The sequence below is a fragment of the Sporomusa sp. 246TCP1 genome, assembly GCF_057319775.1.
Genome location: NZ_CM170492.1, coordinates 3,250,944 through 3,275,877, shown reverse-complemented (window position 1 = coordinate 3,275,877; position 24,934 = coordinate 3,250,944). Strand labels below are relative to the sequence as shown.

At 43.6% G+C, this 24,934-nt stretch carries 17 protein-coding genes and 1 pseudogene; 16 read left to right on the top strand and 2 right to left on the bottom strand.

The window, feature by feature from the left end:
• The first annotated feature begins 129 nt into the window (after positions 1 to 129).
• The 10 genes from AC1ECB_RS15555 to ltrA all read left to right on the top strand — a co-directional run bounded on the left by AC1ECB_RS15555 (position 130) and on the right by ltrA (position 11,709).
• On the top strand, positions 130 to 1,311 hold the full coding sequence (locus AC1ECB_RS15555; protein WP_485664624.1) for a M24 family metallopeptidase: 1,182 nt from the start codon (positions 130 to 132) through the stop codon (positions 1,309 to 1,311).
• Positions 1,304 to 3,793, top strand: coding sequence for a winged helix-turn-helix domain-containing protein (locus AC1ECB_RS15550; protein ID WP_485664623.1), 2,490 nt, complete (start codon positions 1,304 to 1,306; stop codon positions 3,791 to 3,793). Before AC1ECB_RS15555 ends, AC1ECB_RS15550 begins: the two co-directional genes overlap by 8 nt.
• A 92-nt stretch (positions 3,794 to 3,885) precedes the next feature.
• The gene (locus AC1ECB_RS15545) at positions 3,886 to 4,116 is read left to right on the top strand and encodes a DUF2442 domain-containing protein (protein WP_485664622.1); all 231 of its coding nucleotides are present in this window, start codon (positions 3,886 to 3,888) and stop codon (positions 4,114 to 4,116) included.
• A 36-nt stretch (positions 4,117 to 4,152) separates the two neighbouring features.
• Complete coding sequence (locus AC1ECB_RS15540; RefSeq protein WP_485664621.1) at positions 4,153 to 4,614, top strand: hypothetical protein; 462 nt, start codon at positions 4,153 to 4,155, stop codon at positions 4,612 to 4,614.
• A gap of 23 nt (positions 4,615 to 4,637) precedes the next feature.
• Positions 4,638 to 5,183 carry a hypothetical protein gene (locus tag AC1ECB_RS15535; RefSeq protein WP_485664620.1) on the top strand — a complete coding sequence of 182 codons (546 nt, stop codon included), beginning with the start codon at positions 4,638 to 4,640 and terminating at the stop codon, positions 5,181 to 5,183.
• Between the two features lie 63 nt (positions 5,184 to 5,246).
• The gene (locus AC1ECB_RS15530; RefSeq protein WP_485664619.1) at positions 5,247 to 6,122 is read left to right on the top strand and encodes a CAP domain-containing protein; all 876 of its coding nucleotides are present in this window, start codon (positions 5,247 to 5,249) and stop codon (positions 6,120 to 6,122) included.
• Positions 6,123 to 6,139: 17 nt separating this feature from the next.
• A complete protein-coding gene (locus tag AC1ECB_RS15525) occupies positions 6,140 to 6,526 on the top strand; it encodes a hypothetical protein (RefSeq protein WP_485664618.1) in 387 nt (128 codons plus the stop codon).
• Positions 6,527 to 7,184: 658 nt separating this feature from the next.
• Positions 7,185 to 7,685, top strand: coding sequence for a hypothetical protein (locus AC1ECB_RS15520; protein WP_485664617.1), 501 nt, complete (start codon positions 7,185 to 7,187; stop codon positions 7,683 to 7,685).
• A gap of 201 nt (positions 7,686 to 7,886) precedes the next feature.
• The gene (locus tag AC1ECB_RS15515; protein WP_485664616.1) at positions 7,887 to 8,756 is read left to right on the top strand and encodes a hypothetical protein; all 870 of its coding nucleotides are present in this window, start codon (positions 7,887 to 7,889) and stop codon (positions 8,754 to 8,756) included.
• Between the two features lie 922 nt (positions 8,757 to 9,678).
• Complete coding sequence (ltrA, locus tag AC1ECB_RS15510; RefSeq protein WP_485664615.1) at positions 9,679 to 11,709, top strand: group II intron reverse transcriptase/maturase; 2,031 nt, start codon at positions 9,679 to 9,681, stop codon at positions 11,707 to 11,709.
• A gap of 265 nt (positions 11,710 to 11,974) precedes the next feature.
• Here the strand turns inward: ltrA and AC1ECB_RS15505 are convergent.
• Together AC1ECB_RS15505 and AC1ECB_RS15500 are read right to left on the bottom strand one after the other, a co-directional pair.
• Positions 11,975 to 13,125: pseudogene (locus AC1ECB_RS15505) on the bottom strand (IS91 family transposase).
• The gene (locus AC1ECB_RS15500; protein ID WP_485664614.1) at positions 13,122 to 13,994 is read right to left on the bottom strand and encodes a tyrosine-type recombinase/integrase; all 873 of its coding nucleotides are present in this window, start codon (positions 13,992 to 13,994) and stop codon (positions 13,122 to 13,124) included. The pseudogene AC1ECB_RS15505 and the gene AC1ECB_RS15500 overlap by 4 nt, the downstream one beginning before the upstream one ends.
• A gap of 311 nt (positions 13,995 to 14,305) precedes the next feature.
• Between AC1ECB_RS15500 and AC1ECB_RS15495 the strand changes: the two genes are divergently transcribed.
• The 6 genes from AC1ECB_RS15495 to ygfK all read left to right on the top strand — a co-directional run bounded on the left by AC1ECB_RS15495 (position 14,306) and on the right by ygfK (position 24,927).
• Positions 14,306 to 14,656, top strand: a complete 351-nt coding sequence (locus AC1ECB_RS15495; protein WP_485664613.1) for a transposase — start codon at positions 14,306 to 14,308, stop codon at positions 14,654 to 14,656.
• Between the two features lie 967 nt (positions 14,657 to 15,623).
• Positions 15,624 to 16,844 (top strand): diaminopropionate ammonia-lyase, encoded by a 1,221-nt coding sequence (gene dpaL / locus AC1ECB_RS15490; protein ID WP_485664612.1) that lies wholly within the window; start codon positions 15,624 to 15,626, stop codon positions 16,842 to 16,844.
• A gap of 68 nt (positions 16,845 to 16,912) precedes the next feature.
• Positions 16,913 to 18,154 (top strand): YgeY family selenium metabolism-linked hydrolase, encoded by a 1,242-nt coding sequence (locus AC1ECB_RS15485; RefSeq protein WP_485664611.1) that lies wholly within the window; start codon positions 16,913 to 16,915, stop codon positions 18,152 to 18,154.
• A 45-nt stretch (positions 18,155 to 18,199) separates the two neighbouring features.
• Entirely contained in the window at positions 18,200 to 19,204 is a 1,005-nt protein-coding gene (locus tag AC1ECB_RS15480) for an ornithine carbamoyltransferase (protein ID WP_485664610.1), read from the top strand.
• A gap of 32 nt (positions 19,205 to 19,236) precedes the next feature.
• Positions 19,237 to 21,813: a selenium-dependent xanthine dehydrogenase gene (gene xdh, locus AC1ECB_RS15475; protein ID WP_485664609.1), complete on the top strand. Its 2,577-nt coding sequence runs from the start codon at positions 19,237 to 19,239 to the stop codon at positions 21,811 to 21,813.
• A gap of 3 nt (positions 21,814 to 21,816) precedes the next feature.
• Positions 21,817 to 24,927 carry a putative selenate reductase subunit YgfK gene (gene ygfK, locus AC1ECB_RS15470; protein ID WP_485664608.1) on the top strand — a complete coding sequence of 1,037 codons (3,111 nt, stop codon included), beginning with the start codon at positions 21,817 to 21,819 and terminating at the stop codon, positions 24,925 to 24,927.
• The last annotated feature ends 7 nt before the right edge of the window (positions 24,928 to 24,934 follow it).

The following is a 24,934-nucleotide window of genomic DNA, read 5'->3' as shown; positions in this document are numbered from 1 at the left end:
TACTATGCCGGTGTTAAGGAACGGGCAGGACAGAATAGTAAGCATGGGGTACTATGTTTACTCAAAGAGTTATTACCTGCAAAGTGTTAATGGCGTTGCACATAGAATGCAAAGGAAAGGATGTTAATCATGGAAATAATGCCAACAGAAATTGAGTCTAGAATTTGTAACCTCCAGCAGAAACTAATAGAACAAGCCACCGATGGAGCTATTATTTTACTGCAAAGTGATCTATTCTACTTTACTGGTACAGTGCAAAATTCCTATTTGTATATCCCGGCCAGTGGCCAGCCGGTTCTTATGGTGAAAAAAAGTCTAGCACGTGGACGGCAGGAGTCACCGTTAAAAAATATTGTCGCCATCAAGACCCCGAAGCAAATCCCGGAAATTCTGGCGGCATATGGGTATAACAGTTTTAGCAAAATAGGACTGGAATTAGATGTATTACCATTCAACTTATATCAGTCATATCAAAATATTTTTCCTACTACCGAACTTATTGATATTTCACCTGCCATCAAAGCCATCCGTGCGGTAAAATCAGTGGTTGAAATCGAGCTAATGCGCGGTGCCTTAGCGGTTATTGATCAGGCATTTTTAGCTGTACCTTCTTTTTTGCAAGCGGGAATGTCAGAGCTGGAATTAGCGGCCTTATTTGAGGCTGAAATGCGAAAACGCGGCTATGCGGGTCCTTGCAAGATGAGAGCCTTCAATCAGGATTTTTTCTTTGGTAATGTATGTACTGGCGGCAGTGGTTTTTATCCCAACTATTTCGATGGGCCGGTGGGTGGACAGGGTGCCAGTGCTGCGCAGCCGCAAGGAGCCGGTTGGAAAAAAATAAACCGCAATGAGGTTATTTATATTGACTATAGTTCCATAGTTAAGGGTTATACTGGTGATCAAACCCGGATATTCTGTATTGGTGAACTTTCCCCAAAACTGGTCAAAGCCTATGAAGCTGCCTTACTTATTGAGTCAGAAATAGTAAAATGCTGTAAACCTGGTACTTTGGCTGAGGAGCCTTATCTGCTGGCAGTCAAATTGGCAGCAGAACTGGGGTATCAGGACAATTTTATGGGCTATAAGCCGGACCAGGTGAAGTTTGTTGGTCATGGTATCGGTCTGGAATTAGATGAATGGCCGATATTGGCGAAAGGGATGAAGACACCAATAGTACCAGGCATGACTTTTGCACTTGAACCCAAATTTGTTTTTCCTGAAGGGGCTATTGGTATAGAAAATAGCTTTGTTATGACTGAAACCGGGCCGCAATATTTGAGCATAACTCCTCAGGTTATTACGTATGTATAATAAAATTGACGCCAGGACCATCTACATGCGTAAGTCGATCAATGAGGCTCTAAATAAAATATGGGAATATCCGCTGACTGTGGTGGAAGCGCCAATGGGCTATGGCAAAACGACCACGGTAAAGGAGCATATAAAGAAAAATCAGGCCGAGGTATTGTGGCAAACGTTGTTGGATGATTCAATAACTGTTTTTTGGAATGGGTTTTGCCGCCTTTTTAGAAGGCTTAATCCTGATGCAGCAGCGAGTCTTGCAGGAGTGGGAGCCCCAAGCAACAGCGTTTTTTTGGAAGAGGCTGTTGGTATTGTGGAGGGGATACACTTTCCTGCAAGAACGACGCTTGTTGTGGATGATTACCATTTGCTGTCATCTACTGATGTCGACCGATTTTTTGAACTGCTGGTCAGGGCCGAGATTCCAAATCTACATATCGTAATCGTATCTCGCAGTGTTTTTGGTGAAAATACAGAAGAGCTTGCCCTCAAAGGGTACTGCTGGGTTATTGACAAGAGCTATTTTGTGCTTTCGAGGGAAGATATCGTCGAGTATTGCAGGCTGCGTGGAGTTATTCTCAATACAGAGGAAGTGGATTTTTTAGTTTCTTATACCGAAGGCTGGATCAGCGCGGTATATCTTTGTTTACTAGGTTATCTGCAGGATGGACGAATTGAGCATCAAGTCAGCCTGTATGAGTTGATAGAAAAGGTTGTCTATCGGCGCATTTCAGCAGAAGCCCGTGAATTTTTGCAAACTATCTGCATTTTTGATAACTTTACGTTAGAACAGGCTGAATACTTGTGGTGCCAGAAAGATGTCGAGGTGTTGCTGCGACGATTAGCGGCAAACAACGCTTTCATCCGGTATGACCAAGCCGCTGGAACCTATTATATGCATAATATTTTCACAAGTTACTTGCGGAAACTGTTTAACAGGCTGAGTTTAGAACAGAAAAAGGCGGTCTGGAATAGGGCGGGGAAATGGTATGTAAATGCCGGTGACTGTATTCATGCCTTGGATTATTTCTATAAAACTGCTGATTTCGACAAGCTGTTAGCGGCTATTGAAATAGATAAAGGCAACAGCATATGGAGTGAACATAAAGAAAAACTTATCCAGTATTTCAGCGATTGCCCGGTGAAGATAAAAAGAGAGCATTTGCAAGCTTGTCTGATTTATGCTATCAATCTGTTTTCGTTTAATGAAATGGAGTTGTTTGCCGAACAGTGCGAAGAAATTGGCAGATATATTGAAGCTTTGCCAGGAGAAATGGAATCTGAGAAAAATCAGTTGTCAGGAGAATTTGAACTGCTGTGCATCTTTACCAAATATAATCATATTACCGGGATGTATGAACATATCCAGCGGGCCAGCTGTCTGCTAAAGGGACCATCAGAGTTCATTGATAAAAATGGTTCATGGACCTTTGGTTCACCGTCAATCTTGTACATGTTTTATCGTGAAAGCGGACAGCTCGAACAGGCAGTGCAGGAGATGAATGAGGCCCTACCTCATTACTCCCGGTTAACAGCCGGACATGGTTCGGGTGCTGAATCTATAATGCAGGCTGAGCGATATTATTACATCGGTGATTTTGAAAATGCGGAAATTACGCTTCATAAGGCTCTGTACAGTGCCCGGTCACAGCAACAAACAGCTATTGAGCTGTGTGCACTATTTCTCCAATTGCGACTGGCGGTAGTCAAGGGAGAATTAGGCTCTGTGATGAATAACCTGCGGCAAACACGGGAGGAAATTAAACACAGAGGACTATACGAATATCTTCACACCTGGGATATGTGTGAGGGCTTTGTTTTCTCCTATCTCAATATGGCGAAAAAAGTCCCGGCATGGATAGCAAACGGTGATTTACAGGGTCAATCAATCTTATTCCCCAGTTACGCCTTTTTCAATATTGTCTGGGGCAAGGCACTGCTGAACAGTGGTCAATATTTGAAGCTAATTGGCTTAGCCGAAACATTTGTCGGTCATGCAAGCGTTTTTCCCAATCTGTTGGGATTGGTGTACACGTATATCTATGAAGCAGTTGCTAAGTTTAAATTGGGGCATCAGGAAAAGGCGCGGTTATCCCTCGAAAAAGCGTTGGCTATTGCGGCTCCTGATCAGGTCGTAATGCCTTTTGTGGAAAATGGGGAGTACCTGGCAGCTATGCTTGCCGAGGTGGAAGCAGCTGGGCATTACCCGGAATTAATCAGCAGGATACGCGGGATATTCTCACCATTTGAAATAAACAGGAAAACGATATCGACAGAACTAAGCAGCGGTGGCAGCAAGTTGCCGCTTACCGAGAGGGAATGGATTATTGCGGAGCTTATTACAGCAGGAATGACAAATCGGGCTATCGGAACAAAATTGCACATAGCTGAAGTAACGGTAAAAAAAGCGCTGCAGAACATTTATGCCAAGTTGGGTATCAACAGTCGAACGGCTCTGGCCAGGATAATAATTGAATACAAGGCTGAATGATGGAAAAGAGTATACTTTCGGATAGTATCGCTCGTGGCAAATTCATTTTATTATTAAAGTAGATTGCTTCTTCTTTAAAGTGAGGTGAATTTATGGGGAAAATCACCGAAGTAACTATTGATAAGGATTATCTGGTTGCAGTTCGCTTTGATAACAACCACTTGGTGATGCTTGATATGAAACAAAAACTGCATACCGCTCGGTTTTCTGAGCTTAGAGATGAGCAGGTGTTTCAAGCGGTGAAGACCGATGGGAAATCGATATATTGGCCTGGCGGAATAGCAATCGCGATTAGCGAGATTATAGAGATTATCACAAAATGAGATCAGGCGATGGTGCAGAGGGAGAGGGGTAGTTTAATGAAGAAAATCAAAGTATTTATTATTTTCACGGTTTTATGCCTGGCAGTAAATATTCCTTATGTATATGGTTCCAACGTGCAGACGGTAGATAATTTGGATAATGACCGGTTTAGCCTTGCTAACGCCTTAACAGGGGTACAATCTATTAATGATTGGCTTAAAAGCTTTCGTGAGTTAACCAAGCTTACCGCAGACTGGGTATCGCCCGAGGAAAAACAACAAGTAGGGAATTTAGGCTGGGAGGTGCAAAACCTGGCTTTCTATAACAGGGTTAAGTCTATAGAGGGAACCCTGTGCAAGCAGGCGTATGAGATCCGCAAGCTAGAATATGAATTGGCACTTGAGCAAAGTGCCTCCGGCAAGGTCAGTCAGACAGAGGTCGCCGAAAAAGAGAAAAGCTATCAAGAAGCCAGGAATAATTTACAAAGCTTCTTAAACCAATTTCATATTGCCGATTAATTCAGTCTGAAGGAGTGTAGAAAATGACAAGAAAACAAATAGTTGTTTTAATGGGGATATTTTTCTTATTGGTAGTGAGCGTTGCTAACACGGGTATGGCAATGGATAAATCAGATAATCCCATTGACCAGGCATTTGACAAGGATTTTAATCAGGCGACGGCTACACCAGAGCTGAATTATGTAGCGGAAAAGTATATGCAGGCCTGGCAAGCGGAAATGAACAATGCCGCTGCGGTCATTAAGCAGCAATATCAGTTTGATGAGGATAAAGCCCGTATTGACACTTATACAGCGGCTTATGAGCAGGTTGCCGCAGCTGCCAGTTCTGTGGCCTGGCTCAACTGGTCTGATACGAATGCGGAGCCTAAGCACAGAAGCTTTGGTACAGGCGCCGCAAGTGCAAGTTTATCAGCAAAAGCCAATATTTATAAGCAAGCAACATGTAACTTGATCAACATGTATCAAGGCCAGACCGGGGATAATCCAAACGAAAAGAATATATATAATTATGCTTATTCGGGTAATGGTGCGGAATTGGCTAAAATCAGGAAACAACATCATAATTGAACCGTACGGTTGGGAAAGTGGCAGAAGAACGTATTACGGAATTTTGGGGTGGGTTGATAGGTCATGAAAAAGTATACATGGGTGATAAATAAACTGGTAATGAGCCTATTTATCCTTGCGGCAGTCTCTATTACTGCTTTGCCGCAGGCGGAGGCATTCAAACTTACAGTCACCAATAACTATGACAAAGCCAAGTCTTTTTCCATTCTATATCATGAGGATAGTACAAACAAATGGCTATGCAGAGGCTGGTATAATGTGCCGGCCAATACGACAAAAGAGTATAATTTTTCCGGTTCAACAAGTCCTGCGTATGCATATCTATATAGTACAGTATGGACAGGCGATGGTGAGGAAGATGCTGTTCGCCGCACGGTAATTAATAATAAATTTCGCTATTATGATGGCGAGTCCTGTCCTGCGGGTTCCAATCGCCATACGGTCAATTTTTCGAAGTTCGCTATGTGTGTTAACGGCGCTCACTTAATCTGGGGAGAGCCGAACCAAGCTGCAGCGCAAAAAGAAATTCCTGATAGCAACAGTCAAATCACAGGCATTAGCGCAGATGAATTACTAGGTATTGAATTGCTAAATAATGACAGGGAACAACAAGGGTTGCCGCGGCTGATCGCTGATCCAAATTTGACGAAGGTGGCACGGGAGCACGCTGCCGATATGGTTGTGCAGCATTATTTTAATCATACTAATCTACAGGGACAGTCGCCTTTTGACCGTCTCAAGGCGAATGGAATTACATACCGGTCAGCTGGTGAAAATATTGGCTACAATTATTCTGTTGAGAAATTGGAAGAGGCTTGGATGAATAGCCCGGGACACCGTGCCAATATTCTTAATACCAGTTACACCCATGTCGGCTTAGGTCTGTATCCTGGAGAAAATGGTTCTCTGTATGGGGTGCAAGTATTTGCTGGTTATTAAAAGAAGGGTGGAGAGCAATGAATAAAAAATGGATGATTACCGTTGTCTTATGTTTGCTGCTTGTAGGTGTGATGGGGAGCACGGCTTATGCAAATAATCTGGATTGGAAAACGACAAATATAAATGTTGAAAATGGTTTGCTCTATATTGAAGGATATTTTACTAACAATCGAGCCGATAAAGTTGTTAACAGAATAAACTGGTTCCAGCCTAACTTAACTTTTACGCTGATTGATGGCAATGTTATAACCTTAACTGAAAAAGATACTACGCCCAAAGAAGTCTGGATTGAACCCGGATGTACCTACAATGTGATATTTACCATAAGCCCGCCGGGAGATGTTTGGCAAAGCTGGAAGGCCAAAGAGGTATACAATTATAATTCTGTAAAGATTCAGGGATAAGTAAGATGTAGTTTTAGGTAGGTTTAATTAAGGACAAAAGGCCACCCACTGTGAAATAAGATTACAGTGGGCGGCCTTTCTGGATTAGTAATATGTAGGTTTGCTATCTTCGGACATCGAAGGGTAGTAAGCCTATATTTTGTTATTTATTCAGATGGAAAGGTTAATAAAATGGATTTTTTATACATAATTGTATGATTTATAAAGGGAATTTATGGTTTTCCATAGAATTAATAATATATTAATAATTTCAAAAGTAACTTTATGGTAGAAATACTCATTATGTTTGGTAGTTGTACCGACATTATTTTGTTTTTTACAGCATAACTAAATTTGCAGGTCGATATAGTCCGAGTGCGATTGCGGTCGTTTTGATAATCTGAATATTGTTTTATCAGGAATAGGAGTGACAAGAAAATGAAAAGGGAAAGTGTGCAACGACATAAAATGAGAATGCTTATGATTGCAAAAGAGGGGGACAAGGGGAGGTAAAATAAAAGGACCTCGTGATGAGGTCAGTAAATTCATTGGCTTTGAGTTTGTGAGAATACACTACTTGTTAAAGGGGGTGAAAAAAATATGAATAGTAGTTCACCATAGTTTTAGTGTAATTCTTAAAAAATTCAGTTTAAAATATCAAAGAAGAGGTGTTAAATTAATGAATTTTAAATTGTCAAAATTAATGGTGTTGCCCCTAATGCTTGGATTTGTTTTTGCATTTACTTTAGCGCCTACTGCTTCAGCGGCATATAATTCTTTTAACGTTGTTGGGTTTAATACTCCTATACAATCGGATAAACTTAACTCAGCTGCAACAGCTATCACCTTACCGCCTACAGGCAGTCCCAATGCTCCTTATTATAGTGCTCCTATAACTCCAGATAAGCATAAAGTTATAATTCCATTTTTCACTGTTAAACTTAAAACAAATCTCCCTACACCTGAAAATAGCTTTAAAGTTTACAGTGGACATGGTGCTGCTTCAGGAACGGTTAAGACGGCTGATGTGTATCAAAATGGTGATATTGTTACAATATCGGTTCCTACTTCTGAACTTATTCGTTCTACATGGAAAGGAACTATCACCTACAAATTTTCAGTAGGAGAAAATTCTTGGGGAAAATTAGTGAACTTTACTGTCGAAGTCGAACAGCCATAACCAGCATTACTATTTTTCTATAATGCTACCATGGTATATTATACTTAGTCATGAACGCAACGGAAAATCCCAGGCACAGCAGAGATTTTTCCGTTGCATTTGCCAAGGGGTAATTTTGATTTAGTAAAAATATAGTAGGCTGTATGCTGACTGACGCCAACGAAGGGTTGAGGAAGATAATATGGAGGTGAATTTAGCAAGATGGTACAAAATATTAATGCTAATAGATTTATTAATATGGGAAGTGTTTTTACAGTGCCACAAACAACAAAAACGAGCAGTAACAGTAGCAACAAGGTAAACTCTGATTTTTTTGACAGCTTTATGGCATCAAATACACAACTTGACACTGTACTAGACGTGTATACGAATAAAAAAGTTGATTTGATTGAACAGGCAAGAGAACCGTATATACCAACTGTGACTTACAGACCACTTTATAATATGGATAATAATTTTGGTCATCCATTTATTCCCAAGGATTCTTTTGAGCAACAACTTACTGCCGAAGATGCAGAGTATTTTCATTATTTATGCGATGGAAATGGAGGAAGAATTCCAAATATAGGCGCGCCAATACACATGAGAGAAGAATGGCTTTCTTATTCAAAAGAAATGGCTAAAGATGGATTTAAGCCTGCTGATTTAATGCTCATGTTCAATAATGATGAAGAGGGAAATATTATTTGGGTTCCGCCCAAAGATGCTTCTGTCGAAGCAAAAAGTGCTTGGTGCGAAGCGGCAAGAACATATGATACAGCAACAGCAGGCGATATATTTCAGACCTCATTGATGGAAAGATTTTTTCAAGCGGCAGGAATGGATTATTACAGTATTTTTGTTGGCAGTACTGCCGACAGAGTTAATAAACAGCTTTCACAAATTTTTGTTGGCAATACTGCTGATAAAGGCAGCAATCAACATTCGCAAGTAACTTCTTATACTGATATATTCTCAAAAATGCTTGATAACTTACAAGAAGAAAAAAGCGGTTACGACAGTTATGTATATAAGAGTATAGAAGACTGGATTATATCTACAGGAGAAAAGTTTAAAAGTAAGGGATTGTAAGCTTAAATCATTTAATATAAAGGCTGGACCATTTACGGAAGCCTAGCGCCGCTGAATGACAGATGTGGCATATCGAGCCCTAATGGGAAGTGGGAAGCAAAAGGTTAGGACAGGTTAAAAGGTCAACGGATAAAATGCCGTTGACCTCTCTTTTTTAGATACAAGGGGACGTTGGGAGCAACGGGACGGTTCGGGAAGGGGTGCGCACTGTTCCTGGACAACCTGTGCAGAAATGAGCAATAAAACCAGGCGCATAAAGCGAATTTTACATTCAAATTGGCAGGAGCATTACCTGCTATGGACTGAATATCGGCAGACCATCCCTAATACTCCGACGTGACTTAAGTAGATTATCCTGCTGAGGTACGAAGCTCGGTGAAGACGGCGAAAAGCAGACCTGTGAAGTGGTTAGCGAAGTAGTCGGGGGCTATAAAGTGATCATGCCTACTCATCAGGAACTTCCGTATGTACGACCCGTAAAGAACAAGATACCTAACTGAAGGTATTTACTCCCTTCGTGGAGTCCAAGCGCAGGAATGGAAATTCCTTTTTCATTCCTGTTCCAAACCCAATGATAACCCAATGAGGTTTGGAGTCTTACGACCGCCGATAATGGTCAAAAAGATGATTGGCGGGCCAAAGGAAGAGGTTAAAGTCACTATGTAAAGCTAGAATGTAAGAAACAGTGGAACTTCGGACGAGAATGCTAATGCAGATAAAAGCAGATGACTCGAAATGGGAGGAAATGCCCGTTGTATCTGGAGGGCGGCAGCCCGTAGTAATGATGAAATGGAGTAATGTCCATGGAGTGAAGGGGCATAGTCAATATTTATATGAAAGTCAACACAACCTGCTAGGGAAGGCGTGGAGCCATACCTGACATGAAACCAGCTGGCCAAATCGAAAACGAGGAGGCTGATGCTTGGAACAACAATCTAACTATCCCGTCCTAAAAGTTCCTGCCGACGAAAAGGAACTGTATCAATACCTTGACCAGTTGTATACAAAGACCCAGAAAGCAAAAAAAGATAGAAAAGCTATAAAACATAACGGTCTGCTGGAAATCATCATATCAGGGGTTACCATACAAACCGCAGTCCACAATATTAAAGCAAACCGTGGAGCTGACACGCCGGGAACCGATAACGAAACCATGCGGCAAATCCTTGAATTACCCTATGAGCAAGTTATCGATACAATCCAGAAACATTTTAGCCAGTACCAACCTCGGATGATACGCAGAGTGTACATCCCCAAACCGGGAAAAATAAGCCTTCGACCGCTGGGAATACCCGCTGTTACAGACCGCATTATCCAAGAATGTGTTCGCATCGTCATAGAACCAATCCTCGAGGCTCAGTTCTATAGTCATTCTTATGGATTTCGACCCTACCGAGACACACATATGGCTTTGGAAAGAATAGCAGACATCGTCCATAAAACTGGATACCACTGGATCGTCGAGGGAGATATAAAAGCTTATTTCGATACCATAAATCATACCCGGCTGATCAAACAACTTTGGCATATGGGTATCAGGGACAAACGAGTCTTGATGATAATTAAACAAATGCTTAAAGCCGGAATTATGGGCGAAGTTAAGCGAAATCTAATGGGAGCCGCGCAAGGCGGAATCATATCGCCGCTACTGGCAAATGTGTATTTAAATCGATTCGACTGGTCAGTTGCCAATGCCTGGGAAGAAAAGAAAACCCGGTATGCATACACGCGAAAGGATGGTAAGTTACAAGCCTTACGGGAGCGTAGCGCACTAAAACCGGCGTATGTTATCCGCTATGCGGATGACTGGGTACTTGTCACCAACACAAAAACCAATGCAGAAAAGTGGAAATTCCGCCTACAGACAGAATTTATGTCCAAATATAAACTGGCACTATCAGAAGAAAAAACAAGAATCACGAACGTCAGGAAAAAACCAATAGAATTCCTGGGGTTTACCTTCAAGGTCATTAAGTTCGCTAAGGCGCGTAAAGGATACAAGACAAAAACAAGACCCAATCCCTTACGGCTTAAAGACAAAATAAACAGCCTACGCGAACCCATACGGCAGATAAGTAAACAAGGGACGCCAGAACAGACAATAAAGCACATCCATCTGCTAAACAGTCAAATTCGGGGAATCATCAATTACTATGACAAGGCGACTCAAATCACAACGGATATAAACAAACATTCTTGGAATCTTATGTACCTTGCCCGCCGTGAAATGAAGAAAATTGGTGGTCGGTCGATTCCTGCGAATCAGACTGACAATTTATCATCGGTGCATAGTCAATATACAACAAAAATACCGATGCTAGAAGTAAACGGACAGAAAATTGGACTTACCTCTCTGGCCTTTTGCAAATGGCGAAAAACCAAACTGAAAAATCAAGAGGAAACTCCATACACGCAGGAAGGGCGCGAGAGGTATCAACAACGGACAGGAAAGACCAAGGGATTATTTCGCCAAGACAAATTGCTCAACGCGAGCAAAATTGCGAGTCAAACAAACGGTTTAGGGTATAACTTTGAGTATCATTTAAACTGTGCGTATGCATTTAACCGGGATAAAGGGACATGTAGAGTGTGCAAAGTAAAGCTTGGGAGTGAAAATGTGGAATTTCACCGCATTCGACCATCTTTGTCTTTGAAAGACCTTAACCGTGTCCCAAATTTAGCGAGTGTTTGTAAAACGTGTCATGAAAGAATCCACTGGACTGCGGTACATCCGAAATTACCTGTAAAATCGGAGAAAAAGCTTAACAGGATGAGAGAAAAGTTGTTGTTGACTAACCATAAAATATTGATGGAACGCGCGGTGAAGCGAAAGTTTCACGCCGTGTGTGAATCAGGGGAAAAGGGAGTCCGAACGGCGCAAAATGCGTGCGAGGATGCCCCTTACCTACTGGTACTTCAATCGGAAGTTTTGCGCGCAAAAAGGCTCAACTAACGGCTCCCGGCTGTCAGTTGAGCCACAAAATTATCTACGCGCAAAATTTTTGATTGTCCGGGAAGAATGAAGTCGCGGGCTGCCCAGCTATGGAATTTCAATCTTTTTCTCTTGGTTTTTGATCGTTAATTTTTTCTGTTTTCGTACATTTTTTGTGCTTTACTTTGCTAATTTGTAATAAATTGGGCTTCATTTGTCTTGATTGGACATACCTTCCCCCTCCCCACAAACGGGTCTTGGCAGTATCTATTCAATTTTTGCAACATTAAGGCGATGCCTCTTTGGCTAATGAATAGCTTGCCTGTAATTTACCTTTTCCACATACAGGACACATCGTTACATCTCTGCCTACAAGAATGCATAGAATCTCAACAGTTGTAAGACCTTCAAATTTTGGTTTGTAGGTTGGACTTAACGTTAGTTTTCTGCTTAGTTCCAGCTTGGTCTTTTTGTTTCGGTTGGCAAGGAGTCCATAATGCCTGATTTTGACAAAACCTTTGGGAAGTACATGCAGTAAAAATCGCCGGATGAATTCAACGCCACTGAGCGTTAGCGTTTTTGTCTGGTTGTTGTCGTTAGAGTCTCTTACGGTAATTGTCACCGTATGTTCATCCATGGCGACAATGCGCGTATTGGATAAGGCTATCCGGTGCGTGTACCTTCCCAAATATCGAACAACAGCGAGTGGACCGGAAAAAGTCTTTTTCGTGTAAATGTACCAGTTTTTGGCATAACACTGCTTGAGTAACTCCCGGAAACATTTTGGCTGTTGATATTTCTGGGCATCTCCATAAAACATCAGCAAGTTTTGGCGGTAGTATTGCTTGATGTGGTGAAGAAACTTACCCCGAAACTTTTTAGCTAACACCTTTACTGGAAGGAAGAACTTCTTACTGCTGTTTTGCCATTGATTGTTTTTTGTTAGTCCGCCTGCCAATACCACCGTGTGGATGTGCGGATGATAGTGCAAATCTTGTCCCCAGGTATGCAGTAAGGAAAAAAGCCGATCTGTGCGCCAAGATATTTGGTATCTTGGGAAAGTTCCGCCAGGGTTTGGGCTACCGCTTGATACAGCAAGCCATAAAGCAATTCCTGGTTTTGATAAACCAATGGCTGAAGCTGTGATGGTAAAGTAAACACCACATGGAAGTAAGGAGCATTGAGGATATCTTTGCTTCTTGCGTCTACCCAAACTGCCTTATTAATACCCTGACACAAAGGGCAGTGCCGATTCCGGCATGAATTGTAACGAACAACTATATGGCCGCATTCTTCGCATTCAAACGTATGACCACCTAAAGCTGCTGTCCTGCAGCGCATGATATCATTAGCGGCTTTGGCTTGTTGTATGTATGGAGCATAGCTTTTTTCATACTGGGGATAAAACTTAAGGAAAACATCCTGTACTGTAGTCATTTGGAGTTGCTGTTTCCAGTATCAAGAGGGCTCTTAATGCCCATAAGGCTTTTCGATGTCATATGCAGGTATGTCATTGTAGTCTGAAGATTTTTGTGCCCCAGCATTTGCTGGATAAACACGGGATCGACCCCATCCTCTAAGGCATGTGTAGCAAAACAATGCCGAAGCGTATGGGCAGAAATATTTTGTTTTATTTGCAACTGGTTGCGCAGCTTAATCATGGTATTTTTGATGGACTTGACGTTAATGTGCTCGCTTTTGTGTTGTCCTGGAAACAACCAATCGTCCATTTGGTAGCTTGAAAAATAGGCCCGGAAGTACTTTCGCAATACATCAAGGGCCAGTTCTGACAAGATGGTGTATCGATTTGTATTATGTTTGGCGTTTTCTACCCGTACGCGCATACTTTTACTACAAATGTCACAAATCTTCAATTTAGCTACTTCGCTGACCCTGAGACCACTACCGTATAGTAATGCTAAAATAGCTTTATGCTTTAGATTCGCAGCTTTATTTAATATTGCCAGCACATCTTGCTTAGGTGGGATGACTGGAAACTTACGTATTCTTTTCATACGGGGAATTTTTAAGGGGTTCCACTCTTTACCTATGATACAGGTATGAAAGAATTTCACAGCGGAAATGTAACAATTAATGGTTCCAGCTGACAGACCCTTTTCCTTTTTGAGATAGAGGATATATTGTTGGATATCGCTATCTGTAACGTTTTCCATGCATTTGTGCTGATTTTGCATATAATTGATGAAGGCAAAGATTCTTCGCAAATAGGATTCCCGTGAAGATTCCGGAGTCCCTTTAAGTTCAAAGTATAGCTCAATCTCTTGTTTATATTGTTGCATAGACATACTACCTCCTGATTTTTGGTTTTGTGAAGCCAATTCATGGCATCAGGAGGAGCTCTAGCTGTGTTAAAAAACGTATGTATTTCAGTCTTAGGACATGGTATAATCATAAAGTAAAAAGTACGTTCCTCCTTTCTGGTTTGTTTGGTTTGGCGATTAAACAATACCACAAAAGGGCGTACTTTTTACATTTTTCATGAAATTTTTATTTACGGGAGACTACCAAGGCCATCGCGTGAGCGATTTCGTTCTTCTGATGCTGCTTTTCTTTTTTGATGGTAAAATAAAGGAAAAAGATAATGGAGTGAAAATTGATGCCAAGGAGCGCAAGAAAGAAAAGCAGTAGCGGTATCTATCATGTAATGGTGAGGGGGATTAACCGGCGGGATATATTTCATGAAGAGGAGGATTATACAAGGTATTTAGAAGTAATCAAACGCGCGAAGGATATTGGAAAATTTGAGATATATGGATATTGCCTAATGAGTAATCATGTCCATTTGCTGCTGCATGAAAAAACAGAAAACCTGGATGCAATCATGAAGCGCATAGGAGTTAGTTACGCTGGCTGGTGTAATAAAAAACAGGAGCGGGCAGGGCATTTATTTCAAGATCGATACAAAAGTGAGCCTATAGAAAATGAAGCCTATTTGATAGCGTGTTGAGGTATATACATAACAATCCAGTTAAAGCAAAACTAATATTGAAAGCAGAAGACTATAAGTGGAGTAGTAGTAGAGAATATAATGCCATAAATAAATATTCCGATATGATTAATAAGAGATTCATATTAGAGATATGTGCCAAGAATGAAGAGATAGCCTTGCAAAGATGGCAAGAGTTCGAAAAACAAGATAGTGATGAAAGATTTCTTGATACAAAAAGATAAGTGATGAATGTTTATACAAAGAAATACAAGCTATTTTAAATGGACAATCACTAGGAGCATTGCAATCAATGGAAAAAGCTAGCCGAGATAAAATAATACAGCAAATTAAAAATATAGAGGGGTAACACAACGGCAAATAGCAAGAGTAGCAGGTATTAGTCAGAGCCTTGTACTTAAGGCATAGGAGCAAAAGAACCGTCCCCCTGCCCCTGCCCCTGCCCCTGCCCCTGCCCCTGCCCCTGTTCAGGGGGCAGGGTTATTGTTTCAAGAAACATATCTTCTGTCCCTGTGTTTTTTTATTGGTAGTGAGCGTTACTAACACGGGTATGGCAAGTAAAATATAGGTTTGCTATCTTCGGACACCCGAAGGGTAGTAAGCCTATATTTTACTATTTATCAATTTGATAAATAGTAGGCGTAATACAGAATAAACCGAAAACCGGAAAGCGCGCTTTTTTCATAGCGAACGGCGACAGCAAGGTTTCACCACGATGTATTATCAAAATGATAAATTTATCATTTTGATAAATAAAAATCAGACAATTATAGTGAATAATAGACAGATTTTTCAAGAATATAAAGAGAAGAAAAATAGTTGAAGTTAAATTTTGCTAGATTTAATGCCAAATGTAAGGCGCTCTGAACCAATTGCACAATAATTTTTTAGAATACCAAACCTGGCATGATTTTTGCTTAAATAATTAGTGACGGAATCCATAAAAACCAGAAGTGAGGTACTAGCAATGGACCAGAAAATTAAATGGGTTAAAAATCAAATGATGGAAAATCAAGAAAAGGCTGTGATTGATTTTCTGAGTTATCAGGAAATTGGCAAGGTGAGGCAATTCCATAAAAGCTTCCCGGAATACAGCACAACCCCACTGTGCCAGCTTAAGGAACTGGCTGGTTACTTGGGCGTAGCTGGTGTGTATGTAAAAGATGAATCCTATCGGTTTGGCTTAAAGGCCTTCAAGGTACTGGGCGGTTCTTATGCAATGGCCAAATACTTAGCGCAGCGCCTGGGTAAAGATATCAGTGAGCTGGACTATGCACAGCTGACATCGCCGGATATTCGCCAACAACTGGGAGAAATTACTTTTACTACAGCTACTGATGGTAATCATGGCCGGGGCGTTGCCTGGACAGCTAACCGCTTAAAGCAAAAATCTGTGATATATATGCCGAAGGGATCTTCGCTTACCCGGCTGGAAAATATCCGGGCTGAAGGCGCTGAGGTTTCAATAACAGATCTGAACTATGATGATGCGGTACGTCTGGCAACAGAAAATGCTAAAAAGTATGGTTGGGTGGTTGTTCAGGATACTGCCTGGGAGGGCTATGAAGAGATTCCTGCCTGGATTATGCAGGGCTATGGTACCATGGCCTTGGAAGCTTTGGAACAAATGCAGGCCACAGGCGTGGAAAAACCAACCCATGTGTTTGTTCAGGCCGGGGTAGGGTCGTTAGCCGGTGCGGTGCAGGGCTTTTTTGCTTCAGCCTGCAAAGATGAGCGTCCAATAACGGTGATTGTAGAATCCGATCAGGCCGATTGTTTATATAAAGCGGCCTTGGCTAATGATGGTAAGCCAAGAATTGTTAGCGGGGATTTAACCACTATTATGGCTGGTTTAGCCTGTGGTGAGCCTAATACAATTGCCTGGAATGTGCTTAGGGATTACAGCTATATGTTTGCTTCCTGTCCTGACTGGGTGGCAGCAAAGGGAATGCGGCTGCTAGGTAATCCGTTAGGCAAAGATGCCAGAGTGATTTCCGGTGAATCGGGAGCTGTTACTGCCGGGCTGGTGGCAGAGCTTATGACTAACCCGGATATGGCGGAAGCCAAAGCTAAACTAGGGTTAAACGAAAATTCAAGAGTCCTCCTGTTCAGCACCGAAGGCGATACCGACCCGCTGAAATATCGCAGTATTACCTGGAATGGAGAATATCCTGTTCCAGCTAGATAAGACCTCCCTCTCCTTCCAAATGTCAGGGAGGATAAAATATAAGCAAACAAGTGAAAGGGGCTAATATTTTGAAAATAAAATTTGAACAAATAGTGGAACTTGCCAAAAAGTATGAACCCGAAATCAGTAAATTTTTACGCGACATGATTGCTATTCCCAGCGAAAGCTGCCAGGAAGAAAAAATCGTTTTTCGGATAAAAGAAGAAATGGAAAAAGTAGGCTTTGATAAAGTGGAAATTGACCTGATGGGCAATATCCTCGGCTACATCGGTCATGGTAAGCATCTTATCGCTATGGATGCTCATATCGATACAGTAGGGATTGGCAACCAGGAAAACTGGAAGTATGATCCTTATAAAGGATATGAAGATGAGGAAATCATCATTGGCCGGGGTGCCAGCGACCAGGAAGGCGGTATGGCTTCCATGGTATATGCCGGAAAAATCATCAAAGATCTTGGCTTAGAAGACGACTATACCCTGGTAGTGGTTGGTTCCGTACAGGAAGAAGACTGTGACGGCCTGTGCTGGCAGTATATTATCCAGGAAGATAAGCTGCGTCCTGAATTTGTGATAAGCACCGAACCAACAGATGGCAAAATCTACCGGGGACAACGCGGCCGGATGGAAATTCAGGTTAAAACAACCGGGGTAAGCTGTCATGGTTCAGCACCGGAACGGGGTGATAATGCTATCTATAAAATGGGTCCTATTTTAAGCGATTTAAAAGCACTACATGAAAATTTAATCGATGATGGCTTCCTGGGAAAAGGCAGCCTGACAGTTTCGGAAATCTTTCACACTTCGCCTTCGCGCTGTGCCGTAGCCGATAGCTGTTGGATTTCCATTGACAGGCGGTTAACAGCCGGCGAAACCGGCGAATATGCTTTGCAGCAGATTAAGAATCTGCCTTCCGTAAAAGCCGCTAATGCTGAAGTAAGCATGTACACCTATGAGAGACCGGCTTATACTGGTTTAGTCTATCCGACTGAGTGCTATTTCCCGACCTGGCTTATCGAAAATGAGCATCCTGTATGCAATACCTTAGTGGATAGCTATAAAGGTTTATTCAAAAAAGATCCCGAAGTCGACAAGTGGACCTTCTCTACTAACGGTGTTTCCATTATGGGGCGCTTTGGTATTCCTTGTATCGGTTTTGGTCCCGGTCACGAAGATCAAGCCCATGCGCCTAACGAACGCACCTGGAAAAAGGAGCTGGTAGACTGTGCGGCCATGTATGCGGCCATTCCGCTGATGTATGTTAACGAATATGCAGACAAAATGACTGAGCGCACGGAAAACTTAGTATAGTAACTTGGTCAGCTATAAAAAATGAAAATATTGGGGGAAATGACAATGCAAACTATATTTAGAGGAAGACATTTTATTAACCTGGAAGATTTCACCAAAGAAGAAGTAGATACCATGTTGGAGGTTTCGTTAGATCTAAAGAAAAAATTTGCCATGGGAACGCCAACTCCTTATTTATTACATCAATCCATGTTTCTTATGTTCTTTGAACAATCTACCCGTACCAGAAATTCGATGGAAGCCGGTTTTGCCCAATTAGGCGGCCATGCTGGATTTTTGGATTCCAGCAGTATGCAAATCGCGCATGGCGAAAGTGCCAAAGACACAGCTATCATCCTGTCCCGCTTCGGCCATGCCATTGCCTGCCGGTATTGCAACTGGGGTTATGGCAACAAATACCTTACCGAAATGGCTAAATGGTCTACAAAACCCATCATGAACCTGCAATGCGATTTGTATCATCCGTTCCAGGCTTTGGCTGATCTTATGACCATGAAAGAAAAAATCGGCGACTTAAAACGGGTAAAAGTATCTATCATCTGGGCTTATGCTGAAAGCCACAAAAAACCGATATCTGTACCTGTATCGCAAGTGCTACTGTTCCCTCGCTATGGTATGGACGTCGTGCTGGCGCATCCCAAAGGCTGGGAACTACCTGACTGGGTGATTGCCCAGGCTAAAGCAAATGCAGAAAAATACGGCGGCAGCGTTACTGTTACCGATAATGAAGCTGAGGCCTACGAAGGCGCGCATATCGTTATTCCGAAAAACTGGGGCAACTGGGTAACAGACCAAACCGGTGTGGCTGCTTCCGGTGCGGTAGCGGTAGTGGATGACAAGCTAAAAGCTCAAAAATCCTGGAAGTGCACTGAGGCCAAAATGGCTACAACCGACAAAAATGTGCTGTATATGCATGCATTGCCGGCTGACCGCAACAACGAAGTCGAGGATTCGGTTATCGATGGACCGCATTCTGTCGTATATGATGAAGCTGAAAATCGTTTGCATACAGCTAAAGCCGTTATGACATTATTAATGGGTGGCAGATAAGCATGGCCTTTCCTTAATCAGGAGGGATGAGTGTGTATAATTTCGTACTGAACGGCCAGCAGGTCGATGTTGGTCACGATATAAATCTGTTAGAGTATTTAAGAGACTATGCCCGCCTCACTTCCGTAAAAAACGGTTGCGCCGAAGGGGCCTGCGGGGCTTGTATGGTGCTGCTGGACGGCAAGGCTACGCGGGCCTGTGTGTTAACAACCGCCAAAATCAGCGGCAAGATAGTGTTGACGGTTGAAGGCTTGTCTAACCAGGAAAAAGACATCTATAGCTGGGCGTTTGCCACAGCAGGCGCTGTACAGTGCGGTTTCTGTATTCCCGGCATGGTTATCAGTGCGAAAGCTTTACTTGATAAAACCCCTGATCCTACTTGTGACGAAGTAAAAAGAGCGCTGCACGGCAATATCTGCCGCTGTACCGGTTATGTTAAAATTGAACAAGCTGTGCTGAAGGCGGCCAAAGCTCTGCGTGAAGGGTTCACGCCGTCAGATGATATTACTTACAAAGTAGGCGACAGAATGCCGCGGGTCGATGCTAAAGCTAAAACATTAGGTACTGCCGAATATGTTGATGATATGATTGTGGACGGTATGCTGTACGCTGCTATTCTTCGCGCACCCAGCGCCCGCGCCTTCATAAAAAAAATTGATACGACAGCTGCTCAGGCACTGCCTGGTGTCGAAGCCGTAATTACTGCTAAAGACATTCCCGGACGCCGTAACCAGGGTCATATTATTCCCGACTGGCCGGCCTTTATCGCTGAAGGGGAAGAAACCCGCTATATTGGCGATGCACTAGCCGCTGTCGCTGCCACAAGCAAAAAAATAGCCCAAGAGGCTGTTAAATTAATACAGGTAGACTATGAAGAACTAACCCCGCTGCTTGTGCCCCGCCAAGCGCTGGCAGACGATGCCCCCCAGCTTCACCCTAAAGGTAATCTATTAGCCAGAACAGTACTTAAACGTGGTAATGTCGAGGAAGCCATTGCTAAGGCCCAATATGTTGTAACCCAGCGTTACACCACTCCGGCTACTGAACATGCTTTTCTCGAACCAGAGAGCGCTCTGGCAGTCCCCAATATTGACGGTACTTTAATGGTGTACACTGCCAGTCAGAATGTATATGATGATCACCATGGCATTGTCTCGCTTCTGGGTGTAGAAGAAAATGAAGTACGCATTATCAGTAAAATGGTGGGTGGTGGCTTTGGCGGCAAAGAAGATCTATCGGTACAACATCATGCCGCCTTACTCGCCTGGCACTCTAAAAAACCGGTCAAAAATACGCTGAACCGGCAGGAAAGTATTAATGTTCATCCTAAGCGTCATGCCATGGAAATGGAATTTACGACCGCCTGTGATGAAAATGGGATCATTACTGCCATGAAAGCTGAACTTATTGCCGATACCGGAGCTTATGCCTCGCTCGGCGGACCGGTATTGCAACGGGCCTGTACCCACGCCGCCGGACCCTACCAAATCCCCAATGTGGATATTGTTGGTTTAGGCGTCTATACCAATAATCCGCCAGCCGGGGCTTTCCGGGGTTTCGGTGTAACGCAGTCCTGTTTTCCCATGGAGAATAATATCAACATGCTGGCAGAAAAAGTGGGTATTTCCCAATGGGAGATACGCTGGCGCAATGCTATTGAACCAGGCAAGATACTGCCCAATGGCCAAATTGCCGACCAGGGTACGGCTCTCAAAGAAACGCTGCTAGCTGTTAAGGCAGCGTTTGAATCCAGTCCCTACGCCGGTCTGGCCTGCGCTATGAAAAACGCCGGCATAGGTGTCGGCCTGCCTGACATTGGTCGGGTCAAGCTAAAAATCGAAAACGGCACAGTCGTTATTCTTACCGGTGCTGCCTGCATAGGACAGGGATTAGTCACCGTAATGACCCAAATTTTATCTGAGACAACAGGACTAGAATCCTCTAAAATCCTGGCTGTTGAGCCTGACACCTACCTAACTCCTGATTCCGGCACCACCACAGCCTCCCGGCAGACAGTATTCACCGGCGAGGCCACTCGCCAGGCAGCGCTTAAGCTCCAGGAGGCGTTGGCAACAGCCTCACTGTCTGAACTGGAAGGCTGCGAATTTTATGGAGAATACTCTGGGGTAACTGATCCTATGGGCTGTGACAAACCAAATCCGGTCAGCCATGTTGCTTATGGTTACGCCAGTCAGGTAGTTATTCTTGATGACGCCGGCAGGCTAGTCAAAGTAGTTGCCGCCCATGATGTTGGCAAAGCCATTAACCCGCTGGGGGTTGAGGGCCAAATTGAAGGCGGCGTGGTCATGGGCTTAGGCTATGCTTTGACCGAAAACTTACCACTTAAGGCTGGCATACCGCAGGTCAAATTCGGAACACTAGGTTTGCTCCGGGCCAGCAGTATTCCTGATATAGAAAGTATAATCGTAGAAAAGAACCAAGCCGAATTGGCGTATGGTGCCAAAGGTGTAGGAGAAATTACTTCCGTCCCCACTGCTCCGGCCGTTGCCGGTGCTTATCTCCGGCTGGACGGCAAAGTACGCCTAGAACTGCCGCTTGCCCATACACCATATAGCCGCAAAAATAAATTAAATAACTGGGAGGAATAAATAATGGGCGACTTGATGAGACCTGTTCCCCTGCTTACACTTATTGCGCGGGTTTTCGAGGAATACGCGGCAGAGTGTGCTATCTTCGGCTATCCGGCCAGCCATTTTTTTCATAAGCAAAGCAATAAAACCTTTTCGCTGTTTGGTGAAACCATTGAGACAGCCGTAGGCCCGGCTGCCGGTCCTCACACCCAATTAGCCCAGAACATTGCTGTTTCCTACCTGGCTGGTGCCCGCTTTATTGAACTCAAGACAGTGCAGGAACAGGAGCCGCCTGTTGCCAAACCTTGTATTGATGCCGAGGATGAAGGCTTTAACACCGAGTGGTCAAGCGAATACACAGTAGAAAAAGCCTATGAAGAGTATATCAAAGCCTGGGTGTTACTACATGTTATCGAAGAAACGCTGGGACTTAGTAAAAGCGGCAAACGCTCCTTTATCTTCAATATGAGCGCAGGCTACAACCTGGAAGGTATCCAGTCGCCGCGTATGGACGCCTATCTGAACAACTTGATGGATGCTTCTAAACATCCGTACTTTAACCAATGTCTGGCAGAAGTAGAAGACCTCATTGCTGATGGCAGTTTCCTTAAAGGCACAGGGTTAGAAGACCGTCTGCCTGTGCTCAAAGGTTTATCTAAACGCATTTCGGGCAATGTCTGTCAGTCGATTACCCTGTCCACTATGCACGGCTGTCCGCCTGCTGAAATTGAGAGAATTTGCGTATATATGCTGACCGAAAAGAAGATTGGTATGTATGTTAAACTTAATCCGACACTGCTGACTTATCAAGGCGTGCGTTCTATCCTTGATAGTACCGGATTTGGATATGTTGAGTTGTCGGCAGAAGCTTTTGACCATGACTTGCAATACAAGGACGCTATCCCCATGTTGACAAGGCTGAAAAAGCTGGCGAACGAGCATGGTCGCTTCTTTGGCGTTAAGCTGACGAACACGCTGGGAGCAGTAAACTTTAAAGGAAAACTGCCTGGTGGTGAAATGTACATGTCAGGCCGGGCCTTATTCCCGCTATCTGTCAACCTGGCTGCAAAAATATCGGCAGAGTTCAATGGACAAATGCTCATTTCATTCTCCGGTGGTATTACTGAACACAATGTAGTAGCTGTATTTGCTACCGGGATTAAGCCTATAACCATGGCTACTGAAATGCTCAAACCAGGCGGTTATGCCCGGATGGCTGCTATTGCCGCCAAACTGGAAACAGCTGCGGGCTGGGAATATGACCAAATTGATGTTGCTAAACTGCAGGCATTAGCCCAAAAAGCCCTGACTGCCGATTACTCGCAAAAAGATTTTCGTGGCTATGCAAAAGCTGCTATCAAGAGCCCGCTGCCGCTATATGACTGTGCTGTAGCCCCTTGTAAAACGGCTTGTCCTATTAACCAGGATATTCCTGAATACATTCGACTTGTCGGCCAAAAACGCTATGCCGAGGCCTTGGCGCTCATGTATGAAAAGAATGCCTTGCCTGGCATTACAGGCACCATCTGTGATCATGTCTGTCAGCATAATTGTACCCGTTTGGATTATGAGGGCTGTGTGCATATTCGCGAAGTTAAGCGGCTGGCTGTTGAACAAGGCTGGGGTGAATACCGCAAATACTATAAATTACCGCAAAGTAAAAATGGCATCAAGGTTGCTGTTATGGGTGCAGGCCCGGCTGGTTTGGCCTCAGCTTACTTTTTAGTTCGCCACGGCTTTAGTGTGACAGTATACGAAACCCGCGCAAGTGCCGGCGGGACTGTGCAGCATGTTATTCCTAATTTCCGTATTAGTCGCGAAACCATTGCGGGTGATATCAACTTTATCAAAGAACATGGAGTTGAGTTTGTCTTTAACTCCAGCCCGGACCTTACCCCGGCAGACCTGAAACAAAAAGGCTATAAGTATGTAATCGTAGCTGTAGGTGCAGGCGCCGAAAAACCCTTCAACTTTAAAGTCGAAGGTGGGAAAACGCCACAAATCATTCCGGCATTGAAATTCCTGGCTCAGTATAATAAAGACGTGATTGCTTTGCACTTAGGTAAAACCGTTGTGACCATTGGTGCCGGTAATACGGCGATGGATGCCAGCCGTACAGCGTTGCGGATAAAAGGTGTGGAAACAAGTGCTATTGTATATCGCCGTTCTATCAACGAAATGCCTGCCGACCGCGTTGAATACAACCTGGCGGTTGCTGACAAGGTTGAGTTTGATTTCCTGGTTAACCCGGAAAAAATAGATGACCAGGGTAATCTTGTCTGTCAGGTTATGCAGCTTGGCAGACCGGATGCCAGCGGCCGGCGTCAGCCGGAACCTACCGGTGAGTATAAGACCTTTACAGCCGATACCATCATCATCGCAATTGGTGAAGATATCAATACAGGGTTGCTTGCCAAACTGGGGATTACCACCCAAGGTCAGCAAGTAACAAATCAGGAAAATGTGTACTTAGCCGGTGATGCCCGTCAAGGCGCTTCTTCTATCGTAAAGTGTATTGCCGAAGGCCGCAAAGCCGCTGATGCCATCTGTCAAAAAGAAATAGCTGGTTTTGCAGGTAAAGTCGACAAGACTGGTAAAGCCGCAGCTAAGCAGGCCCAAGAAATAACTGCCAGGAAAATTGGCCTGACAACAGCTTCCCTGTTGACTGCCGAAGGTCCGGGTAAAGTCGAAGTGGCTATAGGTGAGCAAGAATTCAGTCGCTGTTTAGAGTGTAACTATGTTTGCAACAAATGTGTGGAAGTTTGCCCCAACCGCGCTAACCTGGCTGTATGCGTAGACGATGGTTTCGTTAACTATAACCAGATTATCCACCTGGACGCCTTCTGTAACGAATGTGGCAACTGTGCCAGCTTCTGTCCATGGGAAGGTCGTCCATTTACCGATAAACTTACCATATTTAGCCGGCGTGACGACTTTGACCATAGCCAAAACAGTGGCTTCTTAGTAACCGGCGAGGCAGTGGTGGTTCGCAGTAAGGGTGAGGTTACTACTCACCGCCTGGTAAACGGCCAGCTTGAGTCCACAGGTAACGAAGCCTTTGACAGGATGGCCCAAGTATTTAATTACCTGCACACGAACCGGCCTGCGCTGTTCGGTCCTGTGAATGAATAAAGGGGGG

Coding starts and splice junctions, on each gene's coding strand:
- AC1ECB_RS15540 (WP_485664621.1), top strand. CDS start 4,153: ATGAAGAAAATCAAAGTATTTATTATTTTCACGGTTTTATGCCTGGCA.
- AC1ECB_RS15530 (WP_485664619.1), top strand. CDS start 5,247: ATGAAAAAGTATACATGGGTGATAAATAAACTGGTAATGAGCCTATTT.
- AC1ECB_RS15555 (WP_485664624.1), top strand. CDS start 130: ATGGAAATAATGCCAACAGAAATTGAGTCTAGAATTTGTAACCTCCAG.
- dpaL (WP_485664612.1), top strand. CDS start 15,624: ATGGACCAGAAAATTAAATGGGTTAAAAATCAAATGATGGAAAATCAA.
- AC1ECB_RS15480 (WP_485664610.1), top strand. CDS start 18,200: ATGCAAACTATATTTAGAGGAAGACATTTTATTAACCTGGAAGATTTC.
- AC1ECB_RS15545 (WP_485664622.1), top strand. CDS start 3,886: ATGGGGAAAATCACCGAAGTAACTATTGATAAGGATTATCTGGTTGCA.
- AC1ECB_RS15495 (WP_485664613.1), top strand. CDS start 14,306: ATGCCAAGGAGCGCAAGAAAGAAAAGCAGTAGCGGTATCTATCATGTA.
- AC1ECB_RS15520 (WP_485664617.1), top strand. CDS start 7,185: ATGAATTTTAAATTGTCAAAATTAATGGTGTTGCCCCTAATGCTTGGA.
- AC1ECB_RS15525 (WP_485664618.1), top strand. CDS start 6,140: ATGAATAAAAAATGGATGATTACCGTTGTCTTATGTTTGCTGCTTGTA.
- AC1ECB_RS15515 (WP_485664616.1), top strand. CDS start 7,887: ATGGTACAAAATATTAATGCTAATAGATTTATTAATATGGGAAGTGTT.
- AC1ECB_RS15550 (WP_485664623.1), top strand. CDS start 1,304: ATGTATAATAAAATTGACGCCAGGACCATCTACATGCGTAAGTCGATC.
- AC1ECB_RS15500 (WP_485664614.1), bottom strand. CDS start 13,994: ATGTCTATGCAACAATATAAACAAGAGATTGAGCTATACTTTGAACTT.
- ygfK (WP_485664608.1), top strand. CDS start 21,817: ATGGGCGACTTGATGAGACCTGTTCCCCTGCTTACACTTATTGCGCGG.
- AC1ECB_RS15535 (WP_485664620.1), top strand. CDS start 4,638: ATGACAAGAAAACAAATAGTTGTTTTAATGGGGATATTTTTCTTATTG.